The 17105-nt window shown below is 44.0% G+C and carries 14 protein-coding genes and 3 tRNA genes; 14 read left to right on the top strand and 3 right to left on the bottom strand.

Translation table 11 applies throughout. The annotated features are described in order from the left end of the window. Nucleotides 1-25 precede the first annotated feature (25 nt). From Q6344_10865 to Q6344_10855, 3 genes are all read left to right on the top strand, one after another. Nucleotides 26-1216 (top strand): type I glyceraldehyde-3-phosphate dehydrogenase, encoded by a 1191-nt coding sequence (locus tag Q6344_10865; GenBank protein ID WLG13095.1) that lies wholly within the window; start codon nt 26-28, stop codon nt 1214-1216. Nucleotides 1217-1378: 162 nt separating this feature from the next. Beyond that, nucleotides 1379-1469, top strand: a tRNA-Ser gene (locus tag Q6344_10860). A gap of 83 nt (nt 1470-1552) precedes the next feature. Continuing rightward, a tRNA-Ser gene (locus Q6344_10855) sits at nt 1553-1643 on the top strand. Nucleotides 1644-1734: 91 nt separating this feature from the next. Here the strand turns inward: Q6344_10855 and Q6344_10850 are convergent. From Q6344_10850 to Q6344_10840, 3 genes are all read right to left on the bottom strand, one after another. Continuing rightward, on the bottom strand, nt 1735-2469 hold the full coding sequence (locus Q6344_10850) for a hypothetical protein (protein ID WLG13094.1): 735 nt from the start codon (nt 2467-2469) through the stop codon (nt 1735-1737). Nucleotides 2470-2795: 326 nt separating this feature from the next. Continuing rightward, nucleotides 2796-3137 (bottom strand): CopG family transcriptional regulator, encoded by a 342-nt coding sequence (locus Q6344_10845; GenBank protein ID WLG13093.1) that lies wholly within the window; start codon nt 3135-3137, stop codon nt 2796-2798. A gap of 374 nt (nt 3138-3511) precedes the next feature. Beyond that, nucleotides 3512-3587 (bottom strand) — tRNA-Asn (locus Q6344_10840). Nucleotides 3588-4083: 496 nt separating this feature from the next. On the opposite strand from Q6344_10840, the gene Q6344_10835 reads away from it, so the two are divergent. The 11 genes from Q6344_10835 (at nt 4084) to Q6344_10785 (ending at nt 17097) form a co-directional block, all read left to right on the top strand. Continuing rightward, nucleotides 4084-4428, top strand: a complete 345-nt coding sequence (locus Q6344_10835; GenBank protein WLG13092.1) for a multidrug efflux SMR transporter — start codon at nt 4084-4086, stop codon at nt 4426-4428. 1 nt (nt 4429) lies between these two features. After that, the gene (locus tag Q6344_10830) at nt 4430-5002 is read left to right on the top strand and encodes a TetR/AcrR family transcriptional regulator (protein ID WLG13091.1); all 573 of its coding nucleotides are present in this window, start codon (nt 4430-4432) and stop codon (nt 5000-5002) included. A gap of 210 nt (nt 5003-5212) precedes the next feature. Further along, nucleotides 5213-6688 (top strand): betaine-aldehyde dehydrogenase, encoded by a 1476-nt coding sequence (gene betB / locus Q6344_10825; GenBank protein ID WLG15202.1) that lies wholly within the window; start codon nt 5213-5215, stop codon nt 6686-6688. 117 nt (nt 6689-6805) lie between these two features. Continuing rightward, the gene (gene betA / locus Q6344_10820; GenBank protein ID WLG13090.1) at nt 6806-8506 is read left to right on the top strand and encodes a choline dehydrogenase; all 1701 of its coding nucleotides are present in this window, start codon (nt 6806-6808) and stop codon (nt 8504-8506) included. A gap of 257 nt (nt 8507-8763) precedes the next feature. After that, nucleotides 8764-10809, top strand: coding sequence for a choline BCCT transporter BetT (betT, locus tag Q6344_10815; GenBank protein WLG13089.1), 2046 nt, complete (start codon nt 8764-8766; stop codon nt 10807-10809). Between the two features lie 190 nt (nt 10810-10999). Next, nucleotides 11000-11491, top strand: a complete 492-nt coding sequence (locus Q6344_10810; protein WLG13088.1) for a M48 family metallopeptidase — start codon at nt 11000-11002, stop codon at nt 11489-11491. Between the two features lie 188 nt (nt 11492-11679). Beyond that, nucleotides 11680-12168 carry a hypothetical protein gene (locus Q6344_10805; protein WLG13087.1) on the top strand — a complete coding sequence of 163 codons (489 nt, stop codon included), beginning with the start codon at nt 11680-11682 and terminating at the stop codon, nt 12166-12168. Nucleotides 12169-12368: 200 nt separating this feature from the next. Next, the gene (locus Q6344_10800) at nt 12369-12791 is read left to right on the top strand and encodes a tetratricopeptide repeat protein (protein ID WLG13086.1); all 423 of its coding nucleotides are present in this window, start codon (nt 12369-12371) and stop codon (nt 12789-12791) included. Nucleotides 12792-12832: 41 nt separating this feature from the next. Further along, nucleotides 12833-14029 carry an FAD-dependent oxidoreductase gene (locus Q6344_10795; protein WLG13085.1) on the top strand — a complete coding sequence of 399 codons (1197 nt, stop codon included), beginning with the start codon at nt 12833-12835 and terminating at the stop codon, nt 14027-14029. Next, nucleotides 14022-14963 carry a DMT family transporter gene (locus Q6344_10790; GenBank protein ID WLG13084.1) on the top strand — a complete coding sequence of 314 codons (942 nt, stop codon included), beginning with the start codon at nt 14022-14024 and terminating at the stop codon, nt 14961-14963. The genes Q6344_10795 and Q6344_10790 overlap by 8 nt, the downstream gene beginning before the upstream one ends. Nucleotides 14964-15336: 373 nt before the next feature. After that, nucleotides 15337-17097, top strand: coding sequence for a potassium transporter TrkG (locus tag Q6344_10785; GenBank protein WLG13083.1), 1761 nt, complete (start codon nt 15337-15339; stop codon nt 17095-17097). Nucleotides 17098-17105: the final 8 nt, after the last annotated feature.

Raw genomic sequence — 17105 nt, 5'->3', positions numbered from 1 at the left:
TATCCCTTTATAGCGATATCTTTTTATGCCTGATTTTTCGAGCGCCATTTATCAATTAACGTCTGACCCAGTAGCAGCAGCGACGTTTCATGCATCTAGTGAGCATACACAGCCACTGAGGATTGCTATCAATGGTTTTGGACGTATAGGGCGCAACGTTTTGCGGGCATTGCTAGAGCGCTTTGAGGTATTAGGCCGTGCGATCCATGTCGTGGCGATTAATGATTTAGCCCCAGCGGATATTTTGCTGCATTTATTAAAGTTTGACAGCACGCATGGTCGCCTAAGTCGCCTTGGGGTCAGTGCTGATATTGTGGCGAGTAGCAACGATGAAGCTAGCGATGACGGTAACAATAATAGCGCCACACAGCTTTGTCTGACAAAAAACAATTATACCTATTGTATCAATTTATTTTCAGAACCTAACCCTGCGCAGTTGCCTTGGCAGGCGCTGGGTGTCGATGTGGTACTAGAGTGTACCGGACATTTTCGCTCTTATGAGCAAGCACAACTGCACATAGTGGCTGGCGCGCAGCAGGTGATTATCGGTGCGGCACCATTCGATGATGTCGATGCTTGTATCGTTATGGGCGTTAATACTGATGAGCTAACACGTGAGCTGCCGATTATATCGAGCGTTTCTTGTACCACGCAGGCCTTGGTTCCCTTGATTGCGACGCTTGATACCGCATTTGGGGTAAAGTCAGCGATGATGACAGAGATTCATGCGGTTACCGCTGATCAGACAGTGCTCGATCAAGCCCACCGTGACCCAAGACGCGCGCGCGCGTCTGGTTATAACATTATTCCAACCACCTCTAGCAGTATCGCGGCGACAGAGCGTGTGCTACCTGCTATGGTAGGCAAGATAAATGGGCATTCGATACGAGTGCCTACCATTGATGTAGCGGCTATTGATGTGACCTTTGTTTTTGATACGCCCGATGTGTCTGTCGAGGCAGTCCGCGAGGCACTCAAATCTGCCAGTCAGGCACATTTGCATGACATCATGGCTTATACGGATGAGCCACTGGTCTCTAGCGATTTTATCCATCAGACTGAGTCTTTGATCATTGATGGTCAGCAGCTCATGCAAGTGGGTAGCCAGTACAAGGTTTTTGCATGGTATGACAACGAATGGGGTTATGCCAATAGACTGCTAGATATGTGTCTACATCTGGCATCTCATAAAAAACATATCGTCAATTCTCTATAATAGAGTGACCGCGCTAACCTCGCGGCAAGCATCATATATATATCTGCATGCAGTTGCCTTGACTCTCTTTTAAACTGAATCAACGATAGCATCAAAATAATTTAAATTCGTGCAATTAATTGCTTGCATTCTTATGTTATATCGCTATAATAACGCACAAATGGAGACGTGGCAGAGTGGTTGAATGCACCGGTCTTGAAAACCGACAAGGGTTTGTAGCCCTTCGAGAGTTCGAATCTCTCCGTCTCCTCCAAATTCGAAAGCCGCAATCATTATTAATGATTGCGGCTTTTTTTGTTGCATTTTTATTTTATATCGTTATAATAATGCACAAATGGAGACGTGGCAGAGTGGTTGAATGCACCGGTCTTGAAAACCGACAAGGGTTTGTAGCCCTTCGAGAGTTCGAATCTCTCCGTCTCCTCCAAATTCAAAAAAAGCCCTAATCAGTGATGATAGGGGCTTTTTTTATGCTGGTTATTTATCCTATAATTTTATAAATACTCTGCAGCACTTTTTTATCTCATTAGCGACTCATCAAATTTAATTTCCTGCCCATTCTCCAATATCAATGTGCCTTTACTGATCATGATGGTCAAGTCTTTGGTGTTTTTAATGGCACGCATAACGTTGATGTCTTCAATACTGCTCTCGATGATGATCTTGCCAGACTGCTCTGGTTTAATAGGCGGGTCAAACTGTGTTAGTGGTACGTTAAAGCTTTTGCCCTGCGCCAAGTTAGCATCTTGCATGGTCAGTGTGCCCTTAAAGCTTTGAATGGCGACCTTGCCGTGATTAGAGAGCATAAACTGCAGTTTTACTTGATTTAAGCTGTCACTATCGCTGGTTTTGACTGGTAGTAGAGCGACAGGGTAGTTCTGCGCATTGGCACTATAAGCTGGCTGGCTGCTGACGATGGGGCTTTTTTTACCTGTTGGATTGTTTGGATGTAATCGTTCGTATTCACGCTGTTGCACAAGGGCTTGCTTGATAGTGGTACGCGGCATCGCCCCCGACTCATAGGCACCGCTGAGTTTCATTCGCAACATGTAGCGGCTGAGTAATTGCTGCTCAGATTGAGGCAACTGCTCAAAAGTGGTGCCGAGTTTTTTCTGCCACTGATCTGAGTTGGTCGGTATGGTTTTTTTGGTTGGATCCGCGGTTGGCTGTGAGCAACCAGAAACGATTGGTAGTATCGCTAAGGCAATCGTCAATAACAAAGCTTTATTCAAGCGTTGATGTAAACTCGCCATCGTACACCTCCTTAAAAATCTTTATGGATAATAAAGAATGACAACAAAATAATGAGCGTTTTCTTAATATACCTCGTTTGATGAGAGGTTGTGTTTAATTATCGCTAAATGCTGTATCGCAAGCAAAATAGGCATATTTTTGTTATATGACAGCAAAAAAGGGCAGGAGACGTACTATTTATAATAAGTTCTGACAAGCAATCATGATCGGTATTTTTATTCACAATAGCTATTTTTATTACGCCCACAAAAAAAAGACTGAGTGCCGTTAAGCAAACTCAGTCTTTTTTATTGACAGCAGTAACAGCTAACGACTGTTTGAATAGTTAGTCATGAGCTTGGTCATTTTCTTGCAGCTCAGATAGTGAGTGAGTAATATTATTATTGTGGGTCACAACAATGGCCTCATCAATAATACGCTGGCTGACTCCGCGTTTACGCAGGCTTTCGATGAACACCTCGTCATGGGCTAGGGTGTAGTCTTGATGATCGCGGTCAAGCCCTTGGCGAATATATAAACGAATAAGCCCTTGGATGCGTTTAAACCCCAACTCTTTTGAAGTGGCTTCTAATAGCGAAATCATCTCTTCAGACAAACGAATACTGATCGGGCGCATGATTTTTTGCGGATGATCAGAAAACTTATTTTTCACACGTACAGGTATCATAATAAACCATTATTTTTAGTGAGTAAGAGTGAAGCACTCAGACAAAAATTAACCCAATCAAAACTATCTTTACCATACAACAAAAACGCCTAAAAGAACACCGTAGCCATGCCAATCGTACTAGGACGTGTCCTCAATTCAATCGATTAACCTCTAAATGGGATAAAAATGGCTAAATTTTGCCAAACATCGTCAAATAGCTTATTAATATCTCGATATTATTTGTGCTACTGTCCTTGTTTGACGGCAATTTATCTCATTTTTGTCACCACTTTTAAAATGAGGACACGCCCTAAGATTGCGGCTATCCTCTTAATTGAAAACGGCAACCATAAAAAAACCTTCATCAAATAATGATGAAGGTTTTTAGTATATGGCTCTCCAACCTGGGCTCGAACCAGGGACACACGGATTAACAGTCCGTTGCTCTACCAACTGAGCTATTGGAGAATAAGTTGGTATAACGATAAGTTAGATAAGCGCTATTGCTTGTCTTGTTTGCGTTATGTGGGGCATATTTTAGCCAAGTTGTTATAGGCTGTCAACCTTATTATGCCATTAATTATAAATATTGTTGTTATCTATCAAAAATAACCAGCAATCCCTTATAAAGCGGGCTGTTTTGGCAAATTTTGACCGCTAAAATATTATTTTTTGACTAGGGCGTGTCTTCAATTCAATCGATAAATCTCTAAATGGGCTAAAAATGGCTAAAAGTGGTCAAAACCCTTATTTATGTAGGTTGGATATAAAATCTAGCGGTAATTTGATTAGACAAGTCGCCTATCTTTTTGAATAGTAAAACAATCTGTATCTCCCTCGAAACAAAAAAGTCATAAACAGCTCTTCACATTGCTAGAATATTTCTATAGAATACCGACCGTATGGTTTCTTTAATGTATATACATTATTAATATGTGATCAATCTGAGACAGGTAACCTAATTATGAGTCCCACCACTATTGCCTACGGTTATCTAGCCATCGCCATTATTTGCGAAGTGGTTGGCACGACCTTTTTAGTCAAGTCAGAGCAGTTTACGCGTTTGGTGCCGACCCTGATTATGGGTGTGCTTTATGCCATCTCGTTTTACTTATTAACACAAACCATCAAAACCATACCGCTTGGTATTGCTTATGCACTATGGGGCGGGTTGGGGATTGTGCTGACATCGCTCGTTGGCTTGATTTTTTTTAAGCAAAGTCTTGATACGGCAGCTGTGGTTGGTATCGCTATGATTGTGGGCGGTGTCGTGGTGATGAACTTATTCTCTAATTCTGTGGTGCACTGATATGGAAATGGAAAACGCTTACAAACGTAAAAAACAGCCCGAAGTTGTCCGTCGTGCGCTACTAGATCAGGCAGCGCGAATCACATTAGAGCAGGGCTTATCAAAAGTGACCTTTCAGGCGGTCGCTGATGCGGTCGGGGTGACCAAAGGCGGGGTGATGCATCATTTCACCACTAAAAATGCACTCATTCTTGAAGTGTTTCATGATGCGATGGCAAAATTTGAGGCAGAAGTCAATCAAGCCATGGCAGAAGACCCTGTGCGTTATGGCTCTTTTACTCGTGCCTATATCAATGCCACGATTAGCTTAGGCGAAAAAGGGCAGGAAGAGCTCGATAGTCAAGCAACCTTATATGCATTGATGCTAGGCGATAGCGAGTTACGTGAGTTGTGGGCCAAGTGGGCAAATGCACAATTAAAGAAACATCAAGCAACCGACAATACCGAAACATTATGTATGGTGCGTCTGGTGGCTGATGGTATTTGGCTTTCTGATTTTTCAGGGATTAGTATCTCAGATAAAACCTCTATTCATAAGCGTTTGATAAAAATGACGCAACCTGAGAGTGAATAAAATACTGTTCTCAAATGATTGATCAAAGCAGCTTTTTTATTAAAAAAGCATTGAAAGACAGGCTTGTAGCAATAGGCTATATAAATTCATTTTCAACATTTAACCCATGACGACATCATTTAGCATTAGTTTGTTTATAAGGCTTTTGCCAGTCGTTAATAGGAGCACCGCATGACAGATTCAAAAACAGACCCAAACAACTTAACAGACATCATTGATTTACAGAAGGTTCAAACCGCTTATATTAATGGCTGTTACTTAGCAATCGACGAATCGCTTGCTGCTTTTGAAGACATCAATCCAGCCACGGGTGAAGTGTTAGCTACCGTTCAGCAAACGACCAGTGAACAGATTAATGAAGCCGTAAAAGCGGCACAAAAAGGTCAAAAGGTTTGGGCGGCGATGACGGCGGTTGAGCGCAGTCGTATTTTGCTAAAGGCGGTTGCGATATTACGTGAGCGCAACGATGTACTCGCATTGCTTGAAACCAAAGACACGGGCAAAGCACTTTCTGAAACCAAATATGTCGATATCGTGACTGGTGCTGATGTCGTTGAGTATTATGCAGGGCTTGCGTCGATGATTGAAGGTCGTCAGATTCCATTGCGTGATACTAGCTTTGTCTATACTCGCCGCGAGCCACTTGGCGTCGTCGCAGGTATCGGCGCGTGGAACTATCCTATTCAAATCGCGATGTGGAAGGCAGCACCAGCGTTAGCCGCTGGTAATGCGATGATTTTCAAACCATCTGAAGTCACGCCATTGACTGCATTAAAGTTAGCGGAAATATTGACAGAAGCGGGTCTGCCAGATGGCGTCTTTAACGTTGTGCAAGGCGATTATAAAGTCGGCGAAGCGTTAACACAGCATCCTGATATCGCCAAAGTCTCATTTACCGGTGGTGTACCAACGGGTAAAAAAGTGATGGCAAGTGCCGCATCTTCGTCGCTTAAAGACGTAACCTTGGAGCTTGGCGGTAAGTCGCCCTTGATTATATTTGATGATGCGGATATCGATACCGCCGCTGATATTGCGATGATGGCGAACTTCTATAGCAGTGGTCAAGTCTGTACCAATGGCACGCGCGTGTTTATCCCTAAAGCACTGCAAGCTAAGTTTGAAGAAGCCATATTATTGCGTGTCGAGCGTATTAAATTGGGCGATCCGATGGAAGAAAATATTAATATGGGTCCATTGGTCAGCTTCCCGCATATGGAAAGAGTACTTGGCTATATCGAGCAAGGAAAAGCGAGTGGCGCTCGTCTGCTAACAGGCGGCGAACGTATTACGGTAGGCGAACTTGCTAAAGGCGCATTCGTTGCACCGACTGTGTTTACGGATTGCAGCGACGATATGCCCATCGTGCGCGAAGAAATCTTTGGCCCAGTGATGTCGATATTGACTTATGAGACTGAAGAAGAAGTGATTCGCCGCGCCAATGATACCGAGTATGGTTTGGCTGCAGGAGTCGTGACCGCTGATTTGACTCGCGCTCATCGCGTGATTGCACAGATTGAAGCGGGTATCTGCTGGTTAAATACATGGGGCGAGTCAGCCGCTCAAATGCCAGTGGGTGGTTATAAGCACTCAGGTATTGGCCGCGAAAACGGCATTGAAGCCCTTGAGCATTATACGCAGACTAAGTCTATCCAAGTAGAGCTTGGTAAGTTTGAATCGGTATTTTAATCACTTGTGCTGTGAAATTTTTAAAACGGTAAGGCTGAATTATTAGGACTAATTTGTCCTTTTGGCACCGCCTTACTGATATGAAATGATGGATTTTTTAATATTATGGAGCGTTTTATGACATCAACCACACCTGAATATGACTACATCATCGTCGGCGCAGGCTCAGCAGGCAATGTGCTGGCCACCCGTTTGACCGAAGATGCCAACATTAAGGTGTTGCTGTTAGAGGCGGGTCGTCCAGACCATCGCTTAGACTTTCGTACGCAGATGCCAGCAGCGCTCGCGATGCCGTTGCAAGGTACTACTTATAACTGGGGTTATAAAACCGATCCTGAGCCTTATATGAATAACCGCGTCATGGATTGCGGTCGCGGTAAAGGACTGGGCGGCTCGTCTCTGATTAATGGGATGTGTTATATCCGTGGTAATGCCTTGGATTTTGACGATTGGGCGAAAATCAAAGGTTTAGAAGATTGGACCTATTTGGACTGCCTGCCGTATTTCAAAAAGTTAGAAAATCGCGATGCTGGTGAAAATGACTATCATGGCGTTGGTGGTCCCGTCGAAATGACCACTTCAAAGCCAGGGGTTAACCCATTATTTCAAGCGATGATCGAAGCAGGCGTGCAAGCAGGCTATCCAAGCACGGATGATTTAAACGGCTATCAACAAGAAGGCTTTGGGCCGATGGATCGCTTTGTGACGCCTAATGGTCGCCGCGCTTCGACTGCTCGCGGTTATCTCGACCGCGCCAAACCGCGTAGCAATATCACCATTTTAACGGGTGCATTGACTGACGTGATTTTGTTCGATGGCAAGCGCGCTGTTGGCGTTAAAGTCGCCCATCAAGGTCAAACAAAGAATTTCTATGCGTCTCGTGAGGTGATTGTTTCATCAGGTGCGATTGCCTCGCCGCAATTATTGCAGCGCTCTGGTATTGGTCCTGGTCAATGGCTCAAAGATTTGGGTATCAATGAGATTTTAGATTTACCGGGTGTTGGTAATAATCTACAAGACCATTTAGAGCTGTATATGCAGTACGAATGTAAGCTGCCAGTGTCGATTGCGCCTGCCAATAAATGGTGGAATAAGCCTGCCATCGGTGCCGAGTGGTTGTTCAATGGCACAGGACTTGGCGCGTCAAATCAGTTCGAAGGTGGCGGTTTTATTCGTACCGATGAGAAGTTTACCCATCCTAATATTCAGTACCATTTCTTGCCATTAGCAGTGCGCTACGATGGTCGTAGTGCCGTGAAGTCGCACAGTTTCCAAGCGCATGTGGGCTCATTGCGCTCGCCAAGTCGTGGTCGCGTCAAGCTGACCTCGAAAGACCCAAGTGCGCATCCGAGCATCTTGTTTAACTATATGTCTCATGATCAAGACTGGCACGAGTTCCGTGCGGCAATGCGTATCACCCGTGAAATTATGCATCAGCCAGCGCTCGACCCTTATCGTGGTCGCGCCATTGCGCCAACCGATGACTTGGTGACCGATGCGCAGCTAGACGAATATGTTCGTAATCATAGCGAAACGGCTTATCATCCGTCGTGTACTTGTGCGATGGGTGAAGGTAATGATTCGGTGGTCAATGGCGAAGGGCTCGTACATGGTATCGATGGCTTGCGCGTCGTTGATGCGTCGATTATGCCAAATATCATCAGTGGTAATCTGAACGCCACCACCATTATGCTTGCCGAAAAAATCGTCGATAAGATGCGCGGCAAGCAGCTACCACGCTCGACCGTAGATTATTACGTTGCTAATGGTGCACCGCTTAGAACTGAGCCGATGCGTGCTTACCGCTCTACTGTCTAAAGAGCTATATGAGCTATTAGGCAATGAAATATATAAGCAATTTCAATAAGAAGACCTTTCCACGTAAAGGTCTTTTTCATCAGCGCTAACATATTAAGCATTTTTAATACTGTTGTGGCTGCCTTTGATTGTCATTTAATTTTTTATTTAAATCGCAATTTTTATTTATTGGTACTGCTTTGTGCGTCATACAGTCCTCAAGTTATGACGGACAAATCAATATCAGACCCTGTTTAATTTACCTATTGAGGTCTTTTATGTACAGCTCGCCATCAAAAGATGCGACGAAACCCCTGACTCTAAACAAGACGGTTTTTTTAGGTTCAGCTATTATTTCTATTTTATTAATTATCTGGACGATTGCGTTTCCAGATTATAGTGAGACATTATTAAGCTCAAGCATGGCATGGGTATCAGAGAGTTTTGGCTGGTATTACATGCTGGTGGTTGCCGCTTATAGTATATTTGCACTATTTGTTGGTTTTTCTAAATACGGCGACATCAAGCTTGGGCAAGACCACGAAAAAGCCCAGTTTCCTTTCCTAGCATGGGCGGCGATGCTGTTCTCTGCGGGTATCGGTATTGATTTACTGTTTTTTGGTGCCTCTGAGCCATTGATGCATTATTTAACGCCGCATACGGGGCTGGAGCCTGCCAGTGCAGAAGCGATGCGCGAAGCACTTGCGCAAACCTTTTTACATTGGGGGCTACATGGTTGGGGTATTTATGCCTTAATCGGTATGGCATTGGCGTACTTTGCGTATCGTAAAAACATGCCGTTGGCGCTGCGTTCACCATTGACGCCTATCTTTGGCGAGCGTTTAATCAAGGGCTGGCTTGGCGATGGTATTGATACTTTTGGTGTTGTTTGTACCTTGATGGGTATTGCGACCAGCTTAGGCATCGGCGTATTGCAAGCCAATGCTGGATTGACCCATGTTTTCGGTATCGAATCGAGCAAAACAGTACAGACGCTTATTATTGTAGGTGTCGTTGCTGCTGCGGCTATTTCGGCGATGACAGGTGTGGAAAAGGGCGTCCGCCGCTTATCTGAATTTAATATGCTATCATCGATATTGCTATTAATCGCGATATTAGTCATGGGTAATACGGTCTATTTGCTGAATACCTTTACCCAAAATATTGGTCAATATTTCCAAACCATTCTCTTTAAAACTTTTGATGTATATGCCTATGACGGTACTGCTGGTGCCGATTGGAAGTCAGGCTGGACAATATTTTTCTGGGCATGGTGGGTTGCTTGGGCACCGTTTGTTGGGTTATTTATCGCGCGTATTAGCCGTGGTCGTACCTTACGTGAGTTTGTCTTTGGCGTGATGTTTATTCCGCTTGGTTTCATTTTTGCCTGGTTCTCTATTTTTGGTAATTCGGCGATAGACTTGGTTGCCAATGGGGCGACCGAACTTGGTGAAATCGCTGTCAATGATGCTGCCATGGGTATGTTTGCCTTGTTTGAGTATTTTCCTTACAGTGACGTTTTATCATTCGCTGGTGTGGTCATTGGTTTAGTATTCTTTGTGACCTCAGCGGACTCAGGCGCGTTAGTATTAGCGAATTTGAGCTCACGCGGCATGACCAATGACACTGATGCTCCTGTTTGGTTGCGCTTGTTTTGGGCAGCAGCAACGGGTCTTATCACTTTAGGACTATTATTTGCTGGTGGCTTTGCATCATTGCAGTCAGTATCTGTGATTGCTGGTTTGCCATTCTCGCTTATCCTTGTGCTCTATATGGTGTCGATGTGGAGATCATTAAAAGAAGAAGGCAATAAACGTAAGGCCAGTACGATTGGTACGGCTAATGTGCTGGATAGTGGTAAGAGCTGGAAAGCACGCTTGCAACGTATCGTCAGTTTCCCTAGACATGCACAAGTTGAACGCTTTTTACAAAATGTGGTTAGACCTGCCATGACGGAAGTTGAAAAAGAATTTGCGGCAGGCGGTCTAAAAACCTCTTTGGACATCCGTAACCCTGAACATATCGGACAAGATATAGATGAAGGCATGGATGAAAGTAGCGGTCAAATAGATGGTCTAAAATTGCGAGTTGGACATGGCGATGAAGATGACTTTATTTATGAAGTGAATTTGATCAAAGCTGAGCGTCCTAATTTTACTTTGAGCACGTCAACTAAGAATGCAGAGTACTATTATCGTGCCGAAGTGTTCTTGAGTGAAGGCTCACAAGAGTATGACTTGGTAGGTTACTCCAAAGAGCAAGTGTTGGTCGATATCTTAAATCAGTACGAGCGCCATTTGCAGTATCTACATTTAGAGCGTTAATTGATTTATCAACACGTCCTGAATATTTAAGTAAAAACACTTAAGTAAAAACATCGTAACAAACAACCCCATAAGTTGAATGCAGCTTATGGGGTTGTTTTATGAAAAATAAAATAAGTAGATATAGGGTAAAATATATAAAGATACGTTTCGGATTATCAGTTTCGAAATATTAGCAAAGGATAAGCTTGTGACCACATTAAAGTACATCGCTCATTATTCTGAGCAAGTTCAGACCCAAGCGGCATTGCTGATTAGCGATGGTAAATTGGGCGCATATCTAGAAAAAAAGTATCCCACTCAGCACCAAATAAAAAGTGATAAGGCGCTTTATCAGTATATCAATGACATAAAAAACCAATATATGCGCAAAGTGGGACAGCTATCAAATGTCAGCTATAGCAGTAAATTAACGGTCCTCAAACATGCGCTGGGTATTCATACCACCCAGTCTCGCATACAGGGCAGCAAGCTCAAATCGCATAACAGCATCACCGTAGCCAGTTTATTTCAAGAAGCGCCGCCTGAGTTTTTGCGCATGATTGTCGTGCATGAGTTAGCGCATTTTAAAAAGCATGAGCATAACAAGGCGTTTTATCAATTATGCTGTCATATGGAGCCTGAGTATCATCAGTTTGAGCTTGATACGCGGTTGTGGTTGCACTGGCGCGAACTGAGTTGATCTCAGTGCTTTATTGTTTTCTTCTCAAAATGAGGACACGCCACAGATTGTATTTCTTATCATAACTTTCTTATCATAACTTTCTTATCATAACTTTCTTATCATAAATAATATTATACTTTTTATTAATATATTTTAGTGTATAATTTAATGATGATGATTTTAATGATTGTTGATAAATGGAGAAGATGATGAAACGGATAGTTGCTACTGCACTTGCTATAAGCGCCGCCTCACTGATGGTTGGCTGTACAGCGACCAACGCTATGTCACAAAAGAGTGACGTCATTCCAGAGAATAAAAAACCGACGGCATCGGTGTTGATAAATGTGACATCAGAGCATGCTCAAGTGCAGCTCATGTCGATGGTGCTAACTATGCAATCCGCGCAGCAAGGTGCCAATACTCGAGTATTGCTCTGCGGTCCAGCCGGTGATATGGCACTCCGTGATGCACCTAAAAGTGTGACCACAGCGCAACCGCCTAAAAATATGAGCCCACAGGGTTTGATGAAAATGGTCATGAAGAATACCAATACCAAGGTTGAGGTTTGTGCACTTTATCTACCAGGTAAGGGTATTGACCAGTCGGCACTGATTGACGGCGTGAGTGCTGCTGATCCTGCTGATATCGGGGCGCTACTGGTCGATCAAACCACCAAGATAATGAGCTTTTAGGCAGATAAAAAATAATTAGTAGTTTGAGGAATAAAAAGGGTGTGATATCGACTATCGCATCCTTTTTTTGTGTCAGTCATTTTGGCTAGTGGAATTGCGTTATAATCCCAGCTAAGCACTGTTTACCAAGTAATATTCGCCAAGTACTATTGGCTGAAAAACAAGTACCATAGATCCTAATTCATAAAAGGTTATGAGCAATGATTAATACCAAAATTTATAAAGCAATTTATACCTTAGCTGAAGAGTTATTGGAAGCTGATCGTATAGGCAATCAAGCAGCATTTGATGGGTTTTATGCTGAATTAGAAGCCATTTGTAACGATAATGAAAATACCGATAAAGACCATCCAGAACAGTGGGAAACATTGGCTGACTTTACTGCAGATTTAGACGAAGCCTTAGTTATTTATGACAAGGCCTTAGCCAAAGCGACTGCGATTAATTCAAAAGACCACATGTCATCGATTGCCTTTTCTATGGCGGTTCTACAGATCGAAATGGGTGAAAAGGATGCGGCTATTCTAAATCTACAGAATGCCAAAGTCACGGCTAATAAGATTGAGGATAAAGAGTTTAAGGTTGAGATAGACGAGCTACTTACCAAGTTGTTGGCAGAATAATCTCAATGCTAATAGCTTCAACTAAGCAGGAATGATTTGTTATGCAAAACCTACCTATTGCAATTATCGGTGGTGGTTTGAGTGGCTTATATGCGGCTTTTTTATTAGAGCAACGAGGTATCGATTATATATTGCTTGAGGCGCGTGATAGATTGGGTGGGCGCATCGCTGTTGCGAAATCATCAGTAGATCAGAATGCTAGTAGACAAAGTGTCGATAATGAAAAATCAAACGATGGCTTCGACTTAGGGCCATCGTGGTTTTGGCCAGAGTATAAGCCGCAGTTGAGCAGCCTTATTGAAATGTTGAATTTAACATGTTTCGCTCAGTTCGAGGACGGCGACATGATGGTGGAACGTGCCGCCGATAAGTTACCTATCCGTACCCAAGGCTATCAAAGCTCGCCACCGTCTATGCGCCTCGTCGGTGGTATGGCAGCGCTCATTGATGCTCTGTATGCGCGCTTAAATCCTACGCGCATTATCACGGGGCAAATCGTAAAGCGTGTAATCAAGACTGAGCGCTGTATCAGCATAGAGAGCGAGAGCAGCGCTGAACAGATAACAGCTGGTCAAATAACTACTTATCAAGCGCAGCATGTGCTTCTTGCGCTACCGCCTCGTTTGGTGGCGAGTAACATCAAGTTTGAACCGACTTTACCGCAGGATTTGGTGGCAGAGTGGCAAGAGACCGCGACATGGATGGCGCCACATGCCAAATATGTGGCGGTTTATGATTCACCCTTTTGGCGCAATCAAGGACTATCGGGTTCAGCGAGAAGTGCAGTAGGGCCACTTACTGAGATTCATGATGCGTCCTTGGTAGAGGGCGAAGGTGCATTATTTGGCTTCTTTGGCGTTCCTGCTCACGTCCGCCAAAGCGTCTCGGAGTCAGAGCTAAAAGCCCATTGCCGCGCGCAGTTGGTACGTTTATTTGGCGCACAAGCAGAGATGCCAACGGCTGAATATCTGAAAGATTGGGCGCAAGATTCATTTACCGCGACGCTTGCTGATTCCAGTGGCGCAGGTCAACATGCTGGCGCACCTACTGCTAAGCCGAATACAGGTGCATGGCAAAACTGCCTAACGGGTAGCGCAAGCGAATGGTCAGAGGCGTTTCCTGGTTATATTGCTGGTGCTATCGACGCAGCACATAAGGCGGTACAGGGTTTAGATTTAGGTTTGTCTGATGAGCTATCGTCATCAGCGTCGCTACTCAATAGGATAGTTGATGAGTGAGTCTTTAGAACAGCAAGCTTCTCGCAACACCAGCACATGGCTCATCCCTTTTGCTTGCTTGTTAGGCGGAGGAGGTCTGATTGGTATTTCTACCAATTTGGCAAAATATGCTGGTGAGATAGGTATTACACCACTGGCATTTCTCTTTTGGTCCATCACGGGCGCTGCTGCTATTTTATTGATCGTTGCATTAATACGGCACGAATTGCCTCCCTTAAATGCGCGTAGCTTTGAATACTATTTTGTGGCGGCGCTCATCAGTGTTGCAGGTTCTAATTTACTACTGTTTTCGGCTATCCCACATGTGGGTGCAGGTTTCGTCGCGCTCATTATCTCGCTTCCACCATTGCTGACTTATCTTGGTGCATTGGCACTGAGGATGGAGCGATTTAATATCGTCCGCGCTTTGGGTGTGGCCGCGGCGCTTCTTGGTGCAGGAGTATTGGCAGCGCGTAAGTTTACAGCACCCGATGCCAGTGTTTTTTGGATTTTGATCGCGCTTTGCGGTCCAGTATTATTGGCTATTGGTAATATATATCGCACCTTACGCTGGCCTGATAAAGCGTCGCCTAGTGCACTCGCGCCAGGTATGCTAATCGCGGCGTCGCTGTTGCTGCTGTCATTTAGTGTGTTGCCTAATTTTTCAGTCAAAATGCCGCTAGACTGGTTGCCGCTAGGTTTGATTGGCATACAAGCCGCCGTATTTGCGGGTCAATTCTTATTGTTGTTTTTATTACAAAAAACCGGCGGTCCTGTTTTATTAAGTTTATTAGGCTCGGTCGGCGCAGTTGTCGGTGTGCCAGTGGCTATTTTTTTGCAGGGTGAGATGCCGCCAGAAGGGCTGTTTTTGGGTGCTTCATTGATCGCACTGGGCGTTGGTTTGGTGACATGGGGCGGGGTGAAAATGGCGACCACATCGACAGAAACTACGTAAAGATGATTATTAGGATATATCGCTCATAAATACGCCAACCTATAAACTAATGAACTTACTAGGGCATATGTTTGCACTGCAACTATCCAAAAATGTAGCCATGGAAAAATGTCACTATATAGAAATGCCACTATGCGACCCTCACAGTGATCATTTTTTATCTAATCCAACCTCACAAAACCTCGTTAAAACGTAAATATTACCGTTACTGCCAATCTATAATTTATCTACAGCCATTTTAGCAATCAGCATGGCTAGGTATGAGTGTTCAATAGGGCATCATAATTGGTTACGATTATCTCAAATCAGTTTTTGTGAGTAACACAAAAAAGGAGTATAAATATCGTGGTTATTCCTATCATGGATTAGGGCGATGCATGCAGCCAAGCGTTATCGATTGTTAAATAATGTCACGATTGTTATTAGTATTATCGGCGTAGCCATTGCTTTATTAGACAGTGGTTTCACGCTGCCGATGTGGTTACAACAGGTTTTCCATATTTTTTATCTGGCGATTATCTTTTTAGGCTTTGTTGTGACGGCAGGGCGTTACCTCTATAGCAAAAAGCCGCTGACTCTAAATAAAGTCGCGGTCTTTGACTTACTGACCAGTATCGCGATTGTCATTTTACTGGTAGCGCATTTCACTGATTTGGTGCGCTCTGGGATGTCGGTCGCTGTTGATGGCTTTGTTGCCATCAAAATTGCCGTCTTTGTGACCTTTATTCGTGAAATATCTGACCACGATTTTAATCTCAATCGTACCTTTCTAAACCCTGCACAGTTTTTTATCTTAAGCTTCCTGTCATTAGTATTGGTCGGGGCATTGCTACTGATGATGCCCAATGCAACGACGCAGCCGCTGTCTTTCATGGATGCGCTCTTTACCGCGACCAGTGCTGTCTGTGTGACTGGTCTCATCGTGGTAGATACGGCGACTTATTTCACAACTTTTGGGCAAGTCATTATCATGGGGCTGATACAGATCGGCGGCTTGGGTATTTTGACTTTTGTGACGTATTTTAGTTATTTCTTTAAGGGCGGTGTCAGTTATGAGACGCAGGCGAGCATCAGTGAGATGTCTTACATGCGCGGCATGGGTGATGTGGTATCGACCCTCAAGTCCATCCTATATGTGACATTTGCCGTTGAGGCAGTGGCTGCGGCACTCATTTATATTAGCATTTATGACATACCAGATATGGATTGGTCTGAGCAGTTATTCTTCTCTGTTTTCCATGCGATTTCTGCGTTCTGTAATGCTGGATTTTCTACATTTAGCGCTGGCATGTATGATGACGCGCTACGTTTTAATTACCCCCTACAACTGATCATTGCCACTACTTTTATCTTTGGTGGCATGGGTTTTGTCATTGTGGTCAATGTGCTGCGTTATTTACGTGATCGTGCCGAGCGCCTGATATATCGCCATGATCAGCGTTATATTTATCGACCATGGTTGCTCAATATTAATAGCCGCATAACCTTGATTACGACGGGTGCTTTATTGTTGGTAGGTCTCATCGGTGTGATGATATTTGAATATAACAATGTGCTGGCAGACCATCGCAGTTTTTTCGGTAAGCTTGTCACAGGGCTGTTTACTGCTGCCACGCCGCGAACCGCAGGATTTAATACCATCGACATGGGGGAACTCGCGTTTCCCACGATTATGTTGACGATATTTTTGATGTGGATTGGTGCCTCGCCAAACTCGACGGGCGGTGGTATCAAAACCAGTACGTTTGCGATTGCCCTGTTAAACACTTTGAGTTTGGCACGTGGTCAGACCAATGTTGAGGTATTTAAGCGCCAGATTGCCGACATCTCGATTCGCCGTGCATTTTCTATTATGTGGCTGTCTTTGTTGGTCATCGGTATGGGGGTAACGCTCATCAGCTATGATCAACCAGAGCTTGATTTAATCAAGGTGGTTTTTGAGTGTTTTTCAGCTTACAGCACGGTGGGATTAAGTTTGAATTTGACGACAGAGTTATCAGATTTTAGCAAAATGGTGGTATCTGTCATTATGTTTGTTGGGCGCGTCAGCATGTTGACCATCTTTATTGCCCTACTTAAAAATAGACGCCAGCGCAATTATCGCTACCCAACTGAAGAAATCACGATCAATTAAATGGTCGT

The sequence above is a fragment of the Psychrobacter cibarius genome (genome assembly GCA_030686115.1).
In the GTDB taxonomy this organism is placed as follows: domain Bacteria; phylum Pseudomonadota; class Gammaproteobacteria; order Pseudomonadales; family Moraxellaceae; genus Psychrobacter; species Psychrobacter cibarius_C.
This window is presented reverse-complemented; position numbering and strand designations above follow the sequence as displayed.

Bases quoted from the DNA above. Each gene is read 5' to 3' on its own strand.
- betT (WLG13089.1), top strand. From the start codon at position 8,764: ATGTACAGCTCGCCATCAAAAGATGCGACGAAACCCCTGACTCTAAAC.
- Q6344_10805 (WLG13087.1), top strand. From the start codon at position 11,680: ATGATGAAACGGATAGTTGCTACTGCACTTGCTATAAGCGCCGCCTCA.
- Q6344_10830 (WLG13091.1), top strand. From the start codon at position 4,430: ATGGAAATGGAAAACGCTTACAAACGTAAAAAACAGCCCGAAGTTGTC.
- Q6344_10795 (WLG13085.1), top strand. From the start codon at position 12,833: ATGCAAAACCTACCTATTGCAATTATCGGTGGTGGTTTGAGTGGCTTA.
- Q6344_10845 (WLG13093.1), bottom strand. From the start codon at position 3,137: ATGATACCTGTACGTGTGAAAAATAAGTTTTCTGATCATCCGCAAAAA.
- Q6344_10850 (WLG13094.1), bottom strand. From the start codon at position 2,469: ATGGCGAGTTTACATCAACGCTTGAATAAAGCTTTGTTATTGACGATT.
- Q6344_10835 (WLG13092.1), top strand. From the start codon at position 4,084: ATGAGTCCCACCACTATTGCCTACGGTTATCTAGCCATCGCCATTATT.
- Q6344_10865 (WLG13095.1), top strand. From the start codon at position 26: ATGCCTGATTTTTCGAGCGCCATTTATCAATTAACGTCTGACCCAGTA.
- Q6344_10785 (WLG13083.1), top strand. From the start codon at position 15,337: ATGCATGCAGCCAAGCGTTATCGATTGTTAAATAATGTCACGATTGTT.
- betA (WLG13090.1), top strand. From the start codon at position 6,806: ATGACATCAACCACACCTGAATATGACTACATCATCGTCGGCGCAGGC.
- Q6344_10790 (WLG13084.1), top strand. From the start codon at position 14,022: ATGAGTGAGTCTTTAGAACAGCAAGCTTCTCGCAACACCAGCACATGG.
- Q6344_10800 (WLG13086.1), top strand. From the start codon at position 12,369: ATGATTAATACCAAAATTTATAAAGCAATTTATACCTTAGCTGAAGAG.